This is a genomic window from Pseudomonas sp. RA_15y_Pfl1_P11, assembly GCF_963970975.1.
GTDB classification, from domain to species: Bacteria; Pseudomonadota; Gammaproteobacteria; order Pseudomonadales; family Pseudomonadaceae; genus Aquipseudomonas; species Aquipseudomonas tritici.
In genome coordinates, this window is record NZ_CAXAOY010000022.1 from 27258 (window position 1) to 42462 (window position 15205).

A 15205-nucleotide genomic window follows, 5' to 3' on the forward strand; every position below is an offset into this window, starting at 1 on the left:
ACCGTTTTATTGCGGCAAACTCTCTAGCTCAGTGACTTGCGATTGAAATCTCGCAGGCGGAAGCCTTGCAGCAGCAACATCCCGAAGTACACCACCACGCCGGCGACTACCAGCACGCCAAGGCGCATAAAGCGTTGCAGCATCTGGCCCTCGTCCCATGCGGGCATATAGTGCATCAAGCCCAGCAGCACGGCCGACATCACCGCCACCGCTACCAGCAATTTGAGGGCAAACAGGCCCCAACCGGGCTGCGGCAGAAACATTTGCTGCTTGCGCAGCTGGTAAAACAACAGCCCGGCATTGATGCACGCACCGACACTGATCGCCAGCGCCAGGCCGGCATGGGCCAGCGGGCCGATAAATACCAGGTTGAGCAGTTGCGTGACGATCAGCGTGAAAATCGCGATTTTCACCGGTGTACGAATGTTTTGCTGGGCGTAGAAGCCTGGGGCCAGCACCTTGATCACGATAATGCCGAGCAACCCTACGGAATAGGCGACCAGTGCGTACTGAGTCATCAATGCATCGTGGGCATCGAATTGGCCGTATTGAAACAGCGACACGGTCAGCGGCTCCGCCAGAATCCCCAGGGCCAGGGCACATGGCAGTACCAACACGAAGCACAGGCGCAGGCCCCAGTCGAGGATGCGCGAGTATTCCTGGCGGTCCTTGCTGGCATAGGTGCGCGCCAGGGTCGGCAGCAAAATCGTGCCCAGCGCCACGCCGAGCACGCCGGACGGCAATTCCATCAAGCGATCGGCGTAGTACATCCACGACACCGAGCCGGACACCAGCAGCGAAGCGAACGCCGTGTTGATAATCAGGGAAATCTGGCTGACTGAGACGCCGAGGATCGCCGGCAGCATATTGCGCATCACGCGCCAGACGCCTGTGTCCTTGAGGTTCAGGCGCGGCAACACGAGCATGCCGATCTTTTTCAGGTGGGGCAGTTGGTAGAGCAATTGCGCCAAGCCGCCGGCCAGCACTGCCCAGCCCAGCGCCATCACAGGAGGATCGAAGTACGGCGTGAGAAACAGCGCGAAGATGATCATGCTGACGTTCAGCAGGGTCGGCACGAAGGCCGGCACCGAGAAGCGGTTCCAGGTATTGAGGATCGCCCCGGCCAGCGATGAAAGGGAGATCAGCAATATATAAGGAAAGGTCACGCGCAGCAGGTCAGTGGTCAGCGCGAATTTTTCCGGCGTATTGGCGAAACCCGGGGCCGTGGCCCAGATGACCCAGGGAGCAGCAAGCATGCCGAGCACGGTCACCAGCATCAGCACCAAGGTCAACAGGCCCGAGACATAGGCAATAAAGGTGCGCGTCGCTTCCTCGCCCTGCTGGGTCTTGTATTCCGCCAGGATGGGCACGAACGCCTGGGAAAACGCGCCTTCGGCGAAGATCCGCCGCAACAGGTTGGGCAATTTGAAAGCAATAAAGAAGGCATCCGTGGCCATGCTGGCGCCAAAAATGCGCGCCAGCAGGGTGTCACGCACAAACCCCAAAACCCGGGAGATCATTGTGATAGAGCTGACGGCGGCCAGCGATTTGAGCAGATTCATTGAAAGAGTTTGCGCCTATAGATAAACAGCAGGCGAAAGAAGCGCCCACTTATGCGATACTGCGCGCCTGCAACAGCACAGAGCCAAAGCTCGCGAGTTTACAGGTCAAGCGCCGGAAATAAATCACCCGCCTCTTCAGATCGACCACTCAGCAGTTCGCATCAGCCGCTCTTGACAACACATCAAGTCATCGGCATGATTCGCGGCCTATTTTGTTTGCTATTTCCTAAAAAGTCTTTCGAGGAGCTCGACGGTGGCCAACACACCTTCCGCCAAAAAACGTGCAAAACAGGCTGAGAAGCGTCGCAGCCACAACGCCAGCCTGCGTTCCATGGTTCGTACCTACATCAAGAATGTAGTTAAAGCCATCGACACCAAAGACGCTGAAAAAGCCCAAGCTGCTTACGTTCTGGCTGTGCCAGTTATCGACCGTATGGCCGATAAAGGCATCATCCACAAGAACAAGGCCGCTCGTCATAAGAGCCGCCTGAATGGCCACATCAAGGCTCTGAGCGTTCCTGCTGCAGCCTAAGTGGTAACAACTGCAACGCAACCCAGGTTGTGAAACAGTTAAGAAATGCCCCGTACCGAAAGGTCCGGGGCATTTTTGTGTGTGCCCCAAAATTACCACTGCCTCCTGTGTGAGCGGGCTTGTCGGATCGTCGCACCGCCCGCTCACTACAAAAGCCCGGCAACCCGACTGAACGCTTTCAGACAGGCAAAAAAACGCCCCGAACCAGTCGGGGCGTTTTTGCTAGCAACTGATCAATGCATCAATCAGTGGTGATGACCGCCTTCACCGTGGACGTGGCCGTGAGCCACTTCTTCCTCGGAAGCGTCGCGGATGGCAACGATCTTCACTTGGAAGTTCAGGCGCTGGCCAGCCAGAGGGTGGTTGCCGTCGACGGTAACGTCGTCGCCGTCCAGGTCACGGATGGTGACGATCTGCATTTGGCCGTCCGGAGCGGAGGCGTGGAACTGCATGCCTACTTCCAGTTCGTCAACGCCTTCGAACATGCTGCGGCTCAGCGTGCTGACCAACTCGGCCGAGTATTCGCCGTAGGCATCTTCAGGTTCTACGGCGACGGTCAGCTCATCACCGACGCTCTTGCCTTCCAGCGCCTTTTCCAGGCCTGGGATAATGTTACCTGCGCCTTGCAGGTAGACCAGCGGCGCGCCGCCGGCGGAGCTGTCGATGACCTCACCAGCGTCGTTGGTCAGGGTATAGTCGATGGAGACAGCCTTGTTAGCGGCGATCGTCATGGGGCGAGACCTTTTGCATAAGAATGAAGAACGGACAAGTCTAAACAAGGATTTGCCCGAAAGCGAACAGAACCCGGACGGACGGGGTCAGACAAGCCACTCGGCGATCACCGGCTTTCATCAGGATGAAGACCGGCACTGGGTTGCCGAGCTGTCCTGCGGCCACACTCAGCACCTGCGCCACCAGCCGCCCTGGCAGTCGCGCGCCTGGGTGCTTGACCCCGCGCAACGTATTGAAAAAATAGGCCAGCCCTTTGCCTGCGGCTGGTGTGCGCAAGTGCACGAATAACGATAACCTTGGCATCTGATTCGCGGTAGACGCTCAGCCATAGAGCGCCACCCAAGCCATGCAACTCCAGAGAATTCGCATGCAAACTTTTTTTATCGCGCCCACCGATTTTGGTGTGGGTCTGACCTCCATCAGCCTTGGGCTGGTGCGTACCCTTGAGCGAGCCGGGCTGAAAGTCGGCTTTTTCAAACCGATTGCTCAACCACACCCGGGCGACACTGGCCCTGAACGCTCCACCGAACTGATAGCGCGCACCCACGGCCTCAAGCCGCCACAACCCCTGGGCCTGGCCCATGTCGAGCGGATGCTTGGCGACGGCCAGCTCGACGAGTTGCTGGAAGAAATCATCACGCTGTACCAACAGGCCGCTGTGGGAAAGGACGTGCTGATCGTCGAAGGCATGGTGCCGACCCGCAGCGCCAGCTATGCAGCGCGGGTCAACCTGCACCTGGCGAAGAGCCTGGATGCGGAAGTGATCTTGGTCTCGGCTCCGGAAAACGAAGTGCTCACCGAACTCTCCGGCCGCGTGGAATTGCAGGCCCAACTGTTCGGCGGCCCGAAAGACCCGAAAGTACTCGGCGTGATCCTTAACAAGGTGCGCACCGACGAAAGCATGGAAGCCTTCTCCGCGCGCCTCAAGGAACATTCGCCCCTGTTGCGCAGCGGTGATTTCCGCCTGCTGGGCTGCATCCCCTACCAGCCCGAACTCAACGCCCCACGTACCCGCGACGTGGCCGACCTGATGGGCGCGCAGACCCTAAACGCCGGCGACTACGAAACCCGCCGCATGACCAAGATCATCATCTGCGCCCGCACCATGCGAAATACCGTGGAATTGCTCAAGCCCGGCGTGCTGGTGGTAACCCCCGGCGACCGCGACGACATCATCCTCGCCGTCAGCCTGGCCGCGATCAACGGCGTGCCGCTGGCAGGCCTGTTGCTCACCAGCGACACCCTGCCCGACCCGCGCATCATGGATTTATGCCGAGGCGCATTCCAGGCCGGCCTGCCGGTGCTGTCGGTGAGCACCGGTTCCTACGACACTGCCAACCAGCTCAACAGCCTCAATAAAGAAATTCCCATCGATGACCGCGAGCGCGCGGAAATCATCACCGATTTCGTCGCCAGTCACCTCGATGCGCGCTGGCTGCACCAGCGTTGCGGCACGCCGCGGGAGATGCGCCTGTCGCCGGCGGTGTTCCGCTACCAGCTGATCCAGCGTGCCCAGGCCGCCAACAAGCGCATTGTGTTGCCGGAAGGCAGCGAACCGCTGACCGTACAAGCCGCCGCCATCTGCCAGGCACGCGGCATTGCTCGCTGCGTGTTGCTGGCCAAGCCGGCGGATGTGGAAGCGGTCGCCCGCGCCCAAGGCATCGAATTGCCCGAAGGGCTGGAGGTTCTCGACCCGGACCTGATCCGCCAGCGCTATGTGGAACCGATGGTCGCGCTGCGCAAGAGCAAGAGCCTCAACGCGCCGATGGCCGAGCAGCAACTGGAAGACACCGTGGTGATTGCAACCATGATGCTCGCGCTGGATGAAGTGGACGGGTTGGTTTCCGGCGTTATCCACTCCACCGCCAATACCATCCGCCCTGCCCTGCAGTTGATCAAGACCGCACCGGGTTGCACGCTGGTGTCGTCGGTGTTTTTCATGCTGTTCCCTGAGCAGGTGCTGGTGTACGGCGACTGTGTGATGAACCCGCACCCGAGCGCCGCCGAACTGGCGGAGATCGCCCTGCAAAGCGCTGACTCGGCCGCTGCCTTCGGCATCACGCCGCGCGTGGCGATGATCAGCTATTCCAGCGGCGACTCGGCCAGCGGCGAGGAAGTAGAGAAAGTCCGCGAAGCCACCCTGCTCGCCCATGAACAGCAAAGCTCACTGCTGATCGACGGCCCGCTGCAATACGATGCCGCGGCCAACGAAGCCGTGGCACGCCAACTGGCCCCCGACAGCCTGGTTGCCGGCAAGGCCACGGTGTTCGTGTTCCCCGACCTGAACACCGGCAACACCACCCACAAAGCGGTACAACGCAGCGCCGATTGCGTGAGCCTGGGGCCGATGCTCCAAGGCCTGCGCAAACCGGTCAACGACCTGCCGCGTGGCGCCCAGGTGGACGACATTGTGTACACGATCGCGCTCACCGCGATCCAAGCCGCCAACCGACCTATGGATATCTAAATGCTGGATTTTCTACCTGCCGCCGTGCGCGGGGTGATCGCATCGCTGTTGCTGGCGCTGAACACGATCCTGCTGTGCTCGTTCTTGTTTATCGTCGCACTGTTCAAGGCGCTGCCGTTTGCCAAGGGTTTCAGCGAATGGCTGATGAACCACACGCATGAGGCCTGGGTCACCAACAACAAGGGCTGGATGAACCTGGTCCGGCGCACGCGCTGGCACCTTAAAGGCCTGGAGGGCCTGGATTACCAGCACTCCTACCTGGTGACCAGCAATCACCAGAGCTGGGTCGACATCATGGTGCTGCAATATGTGCTGAACCGTCGGATCCGCCCGCTGAAGTTCTTCCTCAAGCAGGAGCTGATCTGGGTGCCGGTCATCGGCCTGGCATGGTGGGCGCTGGGCTTCCCGTTCATGAAGCGCTACACCAAGGCTTATCTGGAAAAACACCCGGAGAAAAAAGGCAAGGACCTGGAAACTACGCGCAAGACTTGTGCGAAGTTTCGCGACAACCCGGTGGGAATTTTCAACTTTGCCGAAGGCACGCGGTTTACCCCCGGCAAGCATGCACAGCAGAACTCGCCGTTTCGCTATTTGCTCAAGCCCAAAGCCGGTGGTATCGCGTTTGTGCTGGACGCGATGGGTGAGCAGTTGAAGTCATTGGTCAACGTGACCATTCACTACCCTGCCGGGCGCCCTGGGTATTGGGATTTGCTGTGCGGGAACGTGAAGGACGTGGTGGTGCAGTTTGAAGAGGTGCAGATCCCGGCTGAGTTCATTGGAAAGAATTATGAGCAGGATGGGGAGTATCGGCTGGCGTTCCAGGGGTGGATCAATCGGTTGTGGGAAGAGAAGGATCAATTGCTGGAGAAACTGCACACAGAATTCCCAGGCAAACACTGATCAAAATGGGGGAGCGGGCTTGAGAATGTAAAAAGCCCGCCACCGATGACTCGGTGGCGGGCTTTTTCTTGCCGCTTGAAACTAGCAGCTTGTCACTGCTCCCCTCTTAGATCGCGCCGCGCTGACGCAACAACTCCAGCACTTGTTTGACGCTGTCTTCCAGCGACAGGGCCTGGGTGTCGATGACCAGATCGGCATTCAACGGCACGTCATACGGGAACGACTCGCCAGGGATGTTATCCCCACCCGCCGCGTACAGGCCTTGCGGATCACGCTCGGCACACACCAGCGGTGACGCTTGCACGTACACCGTCAGCAGACGGTCATCGCCGATCAGCGCCTTGGCCTGTTCACGGCCTTCGGCATCGGGTGCGACGAACGCGGCCAGGGTCAGCAGGCCCGCTTCGTTGAACTGACGCGCCACGTGAGCGGCACGACGCCAGTTCTCGGTGCGCCCGGCACGATCCTGCGGCAAACCTTTGTTGAGGTCGTGACGCAGGTTCTGGCCGTCCAGTACAAACACCGCACGGCCCATGTCGAACAGCTTGCGCTCAACTGCGTAGGCCAAGGTGCTCTTGCCGGCGCCGGACAGGCCGCTGAACAAAACGGTGGCCGGCTGCTGGCCGAAGCGCAGGGCACGTTCTTCGGTGGCCACGTGGGCCAGCTTGCCGTGCTGCGACGCGCTGCCGTGAGTGACTGGCGGTGCGATGATCATGCCCGCGGCCACAGTGCCGTTGGTCAAGCGGTCGATGACGATGAACGCACCGGTGGTGCGGTTGCTGTCGTAACCGTCCAGGGCGATGGCCGCGTCGAGGCTGACCTTGACCCGACCAATCTCGTTCAACTGCAGCGAACTCGCCGGGCCTTCGGCCAAGGTGTTCACATCCACACGGTGCACGATGCTGGTGATGGAACCCGGCACGTAGCTGGTGGCGCGCTTGATGTCGTATTTCTTGCCCGGCAGCATCGGTTCTTCGGCCATCCACACCAGCATGGCGTCGAAAGCGTCGGTCACTTGCGGCACGTTGTCGGCATGTACCAACAGGTCGCCACGGGAAATGTCGATCTCGTCTTCCATGGTCAGCGTCACTGCTTGACCAGGGCCGGCGTGCTCCAACTCCCCTTCAAAGGTGACAATGGATTTGACGCGGCTGCTCTTGCCCGACGGCAGCACCACGACTTCGTCGCCCTTGTGCACGATGCCGCTGGCCAGGGTGCCGGCGAAACCACGGAAGTTCAGGTTCGGACGGTTGACGTACTGCACCGGGAAACGCAGGTCAGTGTAGTTGCGGTCGTTGGCGATCTCGACGGTTTCGAGGATCTCCATCAGCGACTGCCCGGTGTACCAGGGCGAACGCTCGCTCTTGTTGACCACGTTATCGCCTTTGAGCGCCGACATTGGCACAAAGGCCATGGTGCTCGGTTTGAAGGCGATGCCATCGGCAAACTTCAGGTAATCGGCCTTGATCGACTCGAATACGCTTTGGTCAAAGCCATTGATGTCCATCTTGTTGACGGCGATCACGATGTGCTTGATGCCCAGCAACGAGGCGATATAGCTGTGGCGTCGGGTCTGGGTCTGCACGCCGTAGCGGGCGTCGATCAGGATGATCGCCAGGTCACAGGTGGACGCACCGGTGGCCATGTTGCGGGTGTACTGCTCATGGCCGGGGGTGTCGGCGATGATGAATTTGCGCTTGGCGGTAGAGAAGTAGCGATAGGCGACATCAATGGTGATGCCTTGCTCACGCTCAGCCTGCAGGCCGTCGACCAGCAACGCCAGGTCGATGTCGTCCCCAGTGGTGCCGGACTTCTTCGAATCGCGGGTGATGGCTTCCAGGTGATCTTCGTAGATCATCTTGGAGTCGTGCAGCAGGCGCCCGATCAGGGTGCTCTTGCCGTCGTCGACGTTGCCGCAGGTCAGGAAGCGCAACATTTCCTTGCGCTCGTGCTGGCCCAGGTAAGCGAGGATGTCCTCGCTGATCAAATCAGATTGATGGCTCATTGCGTTCAAGCTCCGAGCTGTAAGCTTCAAGCGGCAAGCTTGTCGGCGTACAGCTAGTCAGAAATTTTGTTGATCAAGCCGCAGAGCATTTTTGAGAGCTCGCGAGTTTCTGCAATCCAGTTTTCAGCCAGCGGGTGGGCGATGTAAGCAATGTCGCTGCCGATGAGAATCTGTGTTCGTAACTCCCCACAAGAAGCTTTCACTATCCAAAGAAAACGTACCTTCTCTGTAGCACTGCAACGCTCCATACCTTCAGCAATATTGGAGGGCACCGAAAGTGCTGACCGAGTGATCTGATCCTTAAAACCAAGATCTTTGCATTGTGCAAACTCCCGGTAGATTTCCACCGCTAAACACTTGCTTCTCTGCCAAACGACCAACTTCTCGAAGTCCATTACAAGTCACTCGATAGCGGCTCGCAAAAACCGGCTGCAAGCACCAAACTGCAAAGTACGCATACCGCCTTTAACTTGCAGCTTGCCGCTTGTAACTCGAAGCTTAAAAGTACCCTTGACGTTTTTTATCTTCCATCGAGCCTGCGCCATCGTGGTCGATGACACGGCCCTGGCGCTCGGAAGTTCGCGTCAGGAGCATTTCCTGGATGATGTCCGTCAGCGTCTCGGCTTCGGACTCCACCGCGCCCGTCAACGGGTAGCAGCCAAGGGTACGGAAACGGACTTTCTTTTTGATGATTCGGGCTTTGTCTTCGTCGGACAGGTGCTCAAGGATGCGGTCGTCGTCGATCATGATCAACGTGCCGTTCTTCTCGATCACGTCGCGCTCGGCGGCGAAGTACAGCGGTACGATCGGGATGCCTTCCAGGTAGATGTACTGCCAGATGTCCAGCTCGGTCCAGTTGGACAGCGGGAACACACGGATGGATTCGCCCTTGTTGACGTTGCCGTTGTAGACGTTCCACAGCTCCGGGCGCTGGTTTTTCGGGTCCCAGCGGTGCTTGCTGTCGCGGAACGAGTACACGCGCTCTTTGGCACGGGATTTCTCTTCATCGCGACGGGCACCGCCGAATGCTGCGTCGAAACCATGCTTGTCCAGGGCCTGCTTGAGGCCTTCGGTCTTCATGATGTCGGTGTGCTTGGCGCTGCCGTGGGTGAACGGGTTGATACCCTGCGCCACGCCATCCGGGTTGATGTGGGTGATCAGGTCCAGGCCAAGCTCTTCGACCATTTTGTCGCGGAACTTGTACATTTCCTGGAATTTCCAGCGGGTGTCGACGTGCATCACTGGGAACGGCAGTTTGCCCGGGAAGAAGGCCTTGCGTGCCAGATGCAGCATCACGGCGGAGTCTTTACCGATCGAGTAGAGCATCACCGGGTTGTCGAACTCGGCGGCGACCTCGCGGATGATGTGGATGCTTTCCGCCTCCAGCTGTTTCAGATGCGTCAGTTTGTCGACCATGGTTACTCACGGAAAAACGATCTTGTGGACGGCCAGCGGGCCGTGTTCGAGCGGGGCATGCTAGCACAGCACCTGCTTCTATTCAGGGCGCCAGCTAGATCGAAACGGTATATGAATATGCCCCCAAGTTTGGGCTTCCTGTGGCAGCCGGCTTGCCTGTGATGCAAGCACCGCGGTCAGTCAGGTGAACCGCAGCGATGCGTTCGCAGGCAAGCCAGCGCCCACAGTTTGTCCCGTGGTGAGGCTCAGATCGGGTTAGGGCAATCGATGAAAATATGTTCCAGCGCGAAGCGCCGTGCCAGGTAATCGCCCAGCGCCTGCACACCATAGCGCTCAGTCGCATGGTGGCCGGCGGCGATGAAGCTGATGTCGTTTTCGCGGGCGCTGTGGAAGGTCTGCTCCGAGGCCTCGCCGCTCAGGAACAGGTCGACGCCGACAGCAATCGCGTTGTCGATATAGCCCTGACCACCGCCGGTGCACCAGCCGACGCGGCGGATCATTTCGCTGCCTTCGATCAACAGCGGCTCGCGCCCCATGACTTCTTGCACCCGACGGGCAAAGTCGCGGGGCAACAGGGGCTCGGCAAGGGAGCCGACCAGGCCGACGACTTTGGGGTTGTTCGGGTCCAGTGGGCCTTCGACGGTGATGTCGAGCTGACGCGCCAACTGCACGTTGTTGCCGACGTCGGGGTGCAGGTCCAGTGGCAGATGGTAGGCCAACAGGCTGATATCGTGCTTGAGCAGCGTCTTCAAGCGGCGCTGTTTCATGCCGGTGATACAAGGGTTTTCGCCTTTCCAGAAATAGCCGTGGTGCACCAGGATCAGGTCGGCCTGGGCTTCAACCGCCGCGTCCAGCAAGGCTTGGCTTGCGGTCACGCCGCTCACGATGCGCATCACCTGCGGGCGGCCCTCGACCTGCAGGCCATTGGGGCAATAATCGGCAATTTTTGCGCTGCCGAGGTAGCGGTCTGCTTCCTCGACGAGGGTGGTAAGGGGGACGGCCATAAAAGACTCCTAAATATCCCGTTCGAAGGCGCTCGCAGCCTCGTATAATGCGCGACATTATGGGCGCTCTCCCGCCCCCTGCAACCTGTCAGGACTTACTTGATGCTCAAGGCGCTGCGTTTTTTTGGATGGCCATTGTTGGCTGGCGTGCTGATCGCGATGCTGATTATTCAGCGTTTCCCCGAGCTGGTGGGTCTACCCAGCCTTGATGTGAACCTGCAACAGGCGCCGCAAACCAACGCGGTGGTGCGAGGCCCGGTGACTTATGCCGATGCGGTGATAATTGCCGCACCTGCCGTGGTTAACCTGTACACCACCAAGATCATCAACAAACCGGCGCACCCACTGTTTGAAGACCCGCAGTTCCGCCGCTATTTCGGTGACAACGGGCCCAAACAACGCCGCATGGAATCCAGCCTGGGTTCCGGGGTGATCATGAGCCCGGAAGGCTACATCCTTACCAACAACCACGTGACAACCGGCGCCGACCAGATCGTCGTGGCCCTGCGTGACGGCCGCGAAACCCTGGCGCGCGTAGTGGGCAGCGACCCGGAAACCGACCTCGCGGTCCTGAAGATCGATTTGAAGAGCCTGCCCTCCATCACCCTCGGCCGTTCCGACGGCTTGCGAGTAGGTGACGTGGCGCTGGCCATCGGTAACCCGTTCGGGGTGGGCCAGACGGTGACCATGGGCATTATCAGCGCTACCGGGCGTAACCAGTTGGGGCTTAACAGCTACGAAGACTTCATCCAGACCGACGCCGCGATCAACCCGGGCAACTCCGGCGGTGCACTGGTGGATGCCAATGGCAACCTGACCGGCATCAACACGGCGATTTTCTCCAAGTCTGGCGGGTCACAGGGCATCGGGTTTGCGATCCCGGTAAAGCTGGCGATGGAAGTGATGAAATCGATCATTGAGCACGGCCAAGTGATTCGCGGCTGGTTGGGGATTGAAGTACAGCCGTTGACCAAGGAGCTGGCCGAATCGTTTGGCTTGACCGGGCGCCCAGGCATTGTGGTCGCCGGGATCTTCCGCGATGGCCCGGCGCAGAAAGCCGGCCTGCATCTGGGCGATGTGATCCTCAGCATCAACGGCGAACCGGCAGGCGATGGCCGCAAGTCGATGAACCAGGTCGCGCGGATCAAGCCGACCGACAAGGTGGCGATCCAGGTCATGCGCAACGGCAAGGAGATCAAGCTACTGGCAGAAATAGGCCTGCGCCCTCCGCCCGCGCCGGTTAAAGAAGAGGAATAAGCCGACTCATACGGGTGTCCGCTCGAGGACACCTGTAATCTTATATTTCAAAGCAATCCATTCTCATTAGTCATGTTATATTGTTTCAATATCGCTATTGGAACGCTCTATCATGCCGTCTCGAAAAATCGCGCCCTTGGCTGGCCTGGCCTTAGGCTTGCTGCTCGAACCCGCTTTCGCTGAAGAAAACACCCTGGAACTCGACACCATCAGTGTCACCACCGATGCCTATGAATCCGCCACCGGCCCGGTCAAAGGCTACCGCGCCACCCGCTCCGCCAGCGCGACAAAAACCGACACTGCCATTCGTGACATCCCACAATCCATCAGCGTGATTCCCGCCACAGTGCTCAACGACCTGGGCAGCAACAACGTGGAACGTGCCTTGGAATTTGCCGGCGGTGTGTCCAAGCAAAACAACTTCGGCGGCCTCACCCTCTACGAATACAGTGTGCGCGGCTTCACCACGTCAGAGTTCTACCAGGACGGCTTCAGCGCCAACCGCGGCTACCCGAGCACACCGGATACGGCCAACATCGAGCGCATTGAAGTACTCAAGGGTCCCGCCGCCAGCCTGTATGGGCGTGGCGACCCCGGCGGCACAGTGAATATCGTCACCAAGAAGCCTCAACCGGAAGCCTTCACCACCGTGCAAACCAGCGCCGGCAGTTGGGACCGCTACCGCACCGCCGTGGATGTGAACACCCCGCTGGACAGCGAAGGCAACGTGCTATCGCGGGTCAACCTGGCCGTGGAAGACAACCACAGCTTCCGCGATCACGTGCAGAGCAAGCGGGTATTCGTCGCGCCCTCGTTCAGTTGGCAACTGGACCCGGATACGAGCTTGCTGGTGGAAAGCGAATTCGTCCGCCACAGCTCTACCTTCGACCGCGGCATCGTCGACGCCAGCGGCGTATCGCGCTCCACCTTCCTCGGCGAGCCCAATGATGGCGACATCGACAACCACAACAACCGCATCCAGGCCACGCTGGAACATCACCTCAGCGACGCCTGGAAACTACGCCTGGCTAGCCACTACAAACAAGGCAGCCTGTGGGGCGACGCTTCGGAAAACCGCACACTGAATCCCGACGGCCACACTATCAACCGCCGCTATCGCGAACGCTCCATGGGTTGGCACGACAGCATTACCCAGCTTGAACTGCGTGGGTTGTTCGACATTGGCAGCTGGCAGCATGAGCTGCTGGTCGGCACTGAATACGAGGACTACCGCAAGAAGGAACGCGTGACGGCTATCGGCGGCAGCGACTATGCCATCGACATCTACAACCCGGTCTACGGCAAGGCCAAACCCAACGGCGTGCGCTCCGGCACCGACTTCTTCGAACAGACCAAAAGCCAGGCACTGAACCTGCAAGACCAGATCATCTTCACCGATCGCTTGCGCGGCATGGTTGGCGCGCGCTTCGAGCATTTCGAACAAAGCACCGACGACTTCACACGCAATCACGCCAAGAGCCGGCAAACCCACGACGCCTTTACCCAACGCGCTGGCCTGCTCTACCAGCTAACGCCCGACGTCGGCGTGTTCGCCAACGCCTCTACCTCGTTCAAACCCAACAGCGGCCTGGATGCCAACGGCAGAACCTTCAAGCCGGAAGAAGGCGTGGGTTATGAAGTGGGGATCAAGAGCGAGCTGTTCGACGACCGCCTCAGCGCCACCCTCGCCGCGTTCCATATCGAAAAGGAAAACGTGCTGGCCCTGGACCCTGCCACCAACCTGAATCGCGCCATGGGCAAAGCGCGCAGCCAGGGCTTTGACCTGCAACTGACCGGGCAAGTGACCGATGCGGTACGGGTGATCGGCGCGGTTGCCTACATCGAGGCCGAAGTCACCAAGGGCGACAAAGCCATTCCAGCCGGCAGCCGGATTCTCGGCGTGGCCAAGCGCAGCGGCAGTCTGTTGGGGGTGTATGAGTTTCAGGATGGCGCGTTGCGCGGATCCGATTTGGGTGCAGCGTTTACCTACGTGGGCGATCGCTCCGGTGAAGCAGGTACGCGTTTCGAACTGCCGGCTTACCACACGGTGGATCTGCTGGCCCATTACAAAGCCACGGAGAATGTCACCGTGGGTTTGAACCTGAACAACCTGTTTGATGAGAAGTACTACGAGCGGTCCTACAGCAGCTATTGGATCAATCCGGGTGAGCCGCGCAATCTCACGGTCAGCCTGACCCTCAAGCTGTAAACACAGTAAAAAAATGTGGGAGCGGCGGTGCGACGATTCGCGAGCAAGCCCGCTCCCACAGTTTGATGTTCATTCGGCTTAAGTTATAGCGTCGTGGGCGCTCTTTCACACAAGGTATTGAGCGCCTTCGCCCACTGTGGATCATCATTCAGGCACGGCACCAGCACCAACTCCTCGCCCCCGGCCTCGCGGAACTGCTCCAGCCCGCGATCGCCGATTTCTTCCAGCGTCTCGATGCAATCGGCGACAAACGCCGGGCACATTACCAGCAGCTTTTTCACACCTTGCTGGGCCAAGGCTTCCAGGCGGGCTTCGGTGTAGGGTTCGATCCACTTCGCCCGGCCCAGGCGCGATTGGAAGGCCACCGACCATTTGCCCTCCGGCAAACCCAGCCGTTCGGCGAAATCGCGGGCGACGCTGAAGCATTGCGCGCGGTAGCACGTCTGCAGCACCTCAGCCGATGCGTTCTTGCAGCAATCGGCGTCCTTGAAGCAATGCTGGCCCGTCGGGTCGAGCTTGGTCAGATGGCGCTCGGGCAGCCCGTGGAAACTCAGCAGCAGGTGATCGTAATCCTGCTCCACATAGGACCGAACGCTCGCCGCGAGCGCATCAAGGTATTCCGGCTGATCGTAGAACGGCTGCAAGATCGAGAATTGCACGTCCAACTGTTTATCGCGCACAACCCGCTTGGCCTCTTCAATCACAGTGGTCACGGTGCTGTCGGCAAACTGCGGATACAACGGCGCCAAGGTCACTTTGCGGATGCCTTGGGCGGCGAGGCGCGTCAGCACAGTTTCAATGGACGGTTCGCCGTAGCGCATCGCCAACTCCACCGGGCCTTGGGTCCACTGCGTGGTCATCTGCTGTTGCAGACGGCGGCTGAGCACCACCAGCGGCGAGCCCTCGTCCCACCAGATGGAGGCGTAGGCGTGCGCCGACTGCTCGGGGCGCTTAATCAGGATCAGCGACACCAGCAAGCGCCGCACCGGCCACGGCAGGTCGATCACATAAGGGTCCATCAGGAATTGATTGAGGTAGCTGCGCACATCGGCCACCGAAGTGGACTTTGGCGAGCCCAGATTGACCAGTAATAACGCGTGATCCGTCATGCAACATCCTAT

At 59.6% G+C, this 15205-nt stretch carries 13 protein-coding genes; 6 read left to right on the plus strand and 7 right to left on the minus strand.

What is annotated here, in order from left to right; all coding sequences use genetic code 11:
• Positions 1-23: 23 nt before the first annotated feature.
• Positions 24-1562 carry a murein biosynthesis integral membrane protein MurJ gene (murJ, locus tag AACY44_RS23580; RefSeq protein WP_339427186.1) on the minus strand — a complete coding sequence of 513 codons (1539 nt, stop codon included), beginning with the start codon at positions 1560-1562 and terminating at the stop codon, positions 24-26.
• A 253-nt stretch (positions 1563-1815) separates the two neighbouring features.
• On the opposite strand from murJ, the gene rpsT reads away from it, so the two are divergent.
• Complete coding sequence (gene rpsT / locus AACY44_RS23585; RefSeq protein ID WP_003188401.1) at positions 1816-2094, plus strand: 30S ribosomal protein S20; 279 nt, start codon at positions 1816-1818, stop codon at positions 2092-2094.
• Between the two features lie 245 nt (positions 2095-2339).
• On the opposite strand, the gene AACY44_RS23590 is transcribed toward rpsT, so the two are convergent.
• Positions 2340-2825, minus strand: coding sequence for an FKBP-type peptidyl-prolyl cis-trans isomerase (locus AACY44_RS23590; protein ID WP_058412780.1), 486 nt, complete (start codon positions 2823-2825; stop codon positions 2340-2342).
• On the opposite strand from AACY44_RS23590, the gene AACY44_RS23595 reads away from it, so the two are divergent.
• From AACY44_RS23595 to AACY44_RS23605, 3 genes are all read left to right on the plus strand, one after another.
• Positions 2824-3114 carry a DUF3565 domain-containing protein gene (locus AACY44_RS23595; protein WP_339419699.1) on the plus strand — a complete coding sequence of 97 codons (291 nt, stop codon included), beginning with the start codon at positions 2824-2826 and terminating at the stop codon, positions 3112-3114. The genes AACY44_RS23590 and AACY44_RS23595 overlap by 2 nt on opposite strands.
• Before the next feature lie 79 nt (positions 3115-3193).
• Positions 3194-5293 (plus strand): phosphate acetyltransferase, encoded by a 2100-nt coding sequence (gene pta, locus AACY44_RS23600; protein ID WP_339427187.1) that lies wholly within the window; start codon positions 3194-3196, stop codon positions 5291-5293.
• The gene (locus AACY44_RS23605; RefSeq protein WP_339439091.1) at positions 5294-6193 is read left to right on the plus strand and encodes an acyltransferase; all 900 of its coding nucleotides are present in this window, start codon (positions 5294-5296) and stop codon (positions 6191-6193) included.
• A gap of 106 nt (positions 6194-6299) precedes the next feature.
• On the opposite strand, the gene cysN is transcribed toward AACY44_RS23605, so the two are convergent.
• The 4 genes from cysN to AACY44_RS23625 all read right to left on the minus strand — a co-directional run bounded on the left by cysN (position 6300) and on the right by AACY44_RS23625 (position 10618).
• Entirely contained in the window at positions 6300-8198 is a 1899-nt protein-coding gene (gene cysN / locus AACY44_RS23610) for a sulfate adenylyltransferase subunit CysN (protein ID WP_339419551.1), read from the minus strand.
• A gap of 53 nt (positions 8199-8251) precedes the next feature.
• Entirely contained in the window at positions 8252-8593 is a 342-nt protein-coding gene (locus tag AACY44_RS23615; RefSeq protein WP_339436854.1) for a four helix bundle protein, read from the minus strand.
• Between the two features lie 103 nt (positions 8594-8696).
• The gene (gene cysD / locus AACY44_RS23620) at positions 8697-9614 is read right to left on the minus strand and encodes a sulfate adenylyltransferase subunit CysD (protein WP_339531167.1); all 918 of its coding nucleotides are present in this window, start codon (positions 9612-9614) and stop codon (positions 8697-8699) included.
• A gap of 245 nt (positions 9615-9859) precedes the next feature.
• Positions 9860-10618, minus strand: coding sequence for a Nif3-like dinuclear metal center hexameric protein (locus tag AACY44_RS23625; RefSeq protein WP_339419555.1), 759 nt, complete (start codon positions 10616-10618; stop codon positions 9860-9862).
• Between the two features lie 102 nt (positions 10619-10720).
• Here AACY44_RS23625 and algW point away from each other — a divergent pair, with 102 nt between their 5' ends.
• Together algW and AACY44_RS23635 are read left to right on the plus strand one after the other, a co-directional pair.
• Positions 10721-11875, plus strand: coding sequence for a Do family serine endopeptidase AlgW (gene algW / locus AACY44_RS23630; protein ID WP_339531169.1), 1155 nt, complete (start codon positions 10721-10723; stop codon positions 11873-11875).
• Positions 11876-11987: 112 nt separating this feature from the next.
• Positions 11988-14084, plus strand: a complete 2097-nt coding sequence (locus AACY44_RS23635) for a TonB-dependent siderophore receptor (protein WP_339436855.1) — start codon at positions 11988-11990, stop codon at positions 14082-14084.
• An 83-nt stretch (positions 14085-14167) separates the two neighbouring features.
• Here the strand turns inward: AACY44_RS23635 and hemH are convergent, their stop codons facing one another.
• On the minus strand, positions 14168-15193 hold the full coding sequence (gene hemH / locus AACY44_RS23640; RefSeq protein WP_339419561.1) for a ferrochelatase: 1026 nt from the start codon (positions 15191-15193) through the stop codon (positions 14168-14170).
• Between the last annotated feature and the right edge of the window lie 12 nt (positions 15194-15205).

Bases quoted from the DNA above. Each gene is read 5' to 3' on its own strand.
- murJ (WP_339427186.1), bottom strand. From the start codon at position 1,562: ATGAATCTGCTCAAATCGCTGGCCGCCGTCAGCTCTATCACAATGATC.
- AACY44_RS23595 (WP_339419699.1), top strand. From the start codon at position 2,824: ATGGGGCGAGACCTTTTGCATAAGAATGAAGAACGGACAAGTCTAAAC.
- AACY44_RS23590 (WP_058412780.1), bottom strand. From the start codon at position 2,825: ATGACGATCGCCGCTAACAAGGCTGTCTCCATCGACTATACCCTGACC.
- pta (WP_339427187.1), top strand. From the start codon at position 3,194: ATGCAAACTTTTTTTATCGCGCCCACCGATTTTGGTGTGGGTCTGACC.
- AACY44_RS23605 (WP_339439091.1), top strand. From the start codon at position 5,294: ATGCTGGATTTTCTACCTGCCGCCGTGCGCGGGGTGATCGCATCGCTG.
- cysN (WP_339419551.1), bottom strand. From the start codon at position 8,198: ATGAGCCATCAATCTGATTTGATCAGCGAGGACATCCTCGCTTACCTG.
- AACY44_RS23615 (WP_339436854.1), bottom strand. From the start codon at position 8,593: ATGGACTTCGAGAAGTTGGTCGTTTGGCAGAGAAGCAAGTGTTTAGCG.
- cysD (WP_339531167.1), bottom strand. From the start codon at position 9,614: ATGGTCGACAAACTGACGCATCTGAAACAGCTGGAGGCGGAAAGCATC.
- AACY44_RS23625 (WP_339419555.1), bottom strand. From the start codon at position 10,618: ATGGCCGTCCCCCTTACCACCCTCGTCGAGGAAGCAGACCGCTACCTC.
- algW (WP_339531169.1), top strand. From the start codon at position 10,721: ATGCTCAAGGCGCTGCGTTTTTTTGGATGGCCATTGTTGGCTGGCGTG.
- AACY44_RS23635 (WP_339436855.1), top strand. From the start codon at position 11,988: ATGCCGTCTCGAAAAATCGCGCCCTTGGCTGGCCTGGCCTTAGGCTTG.
- hemH (WP_339419561.1), bottom strand. From the start codon at position 15,193: ATGACGGATCACGCGTTATTACTGGTCAATCTGGGCTCGCCAAAGTCC.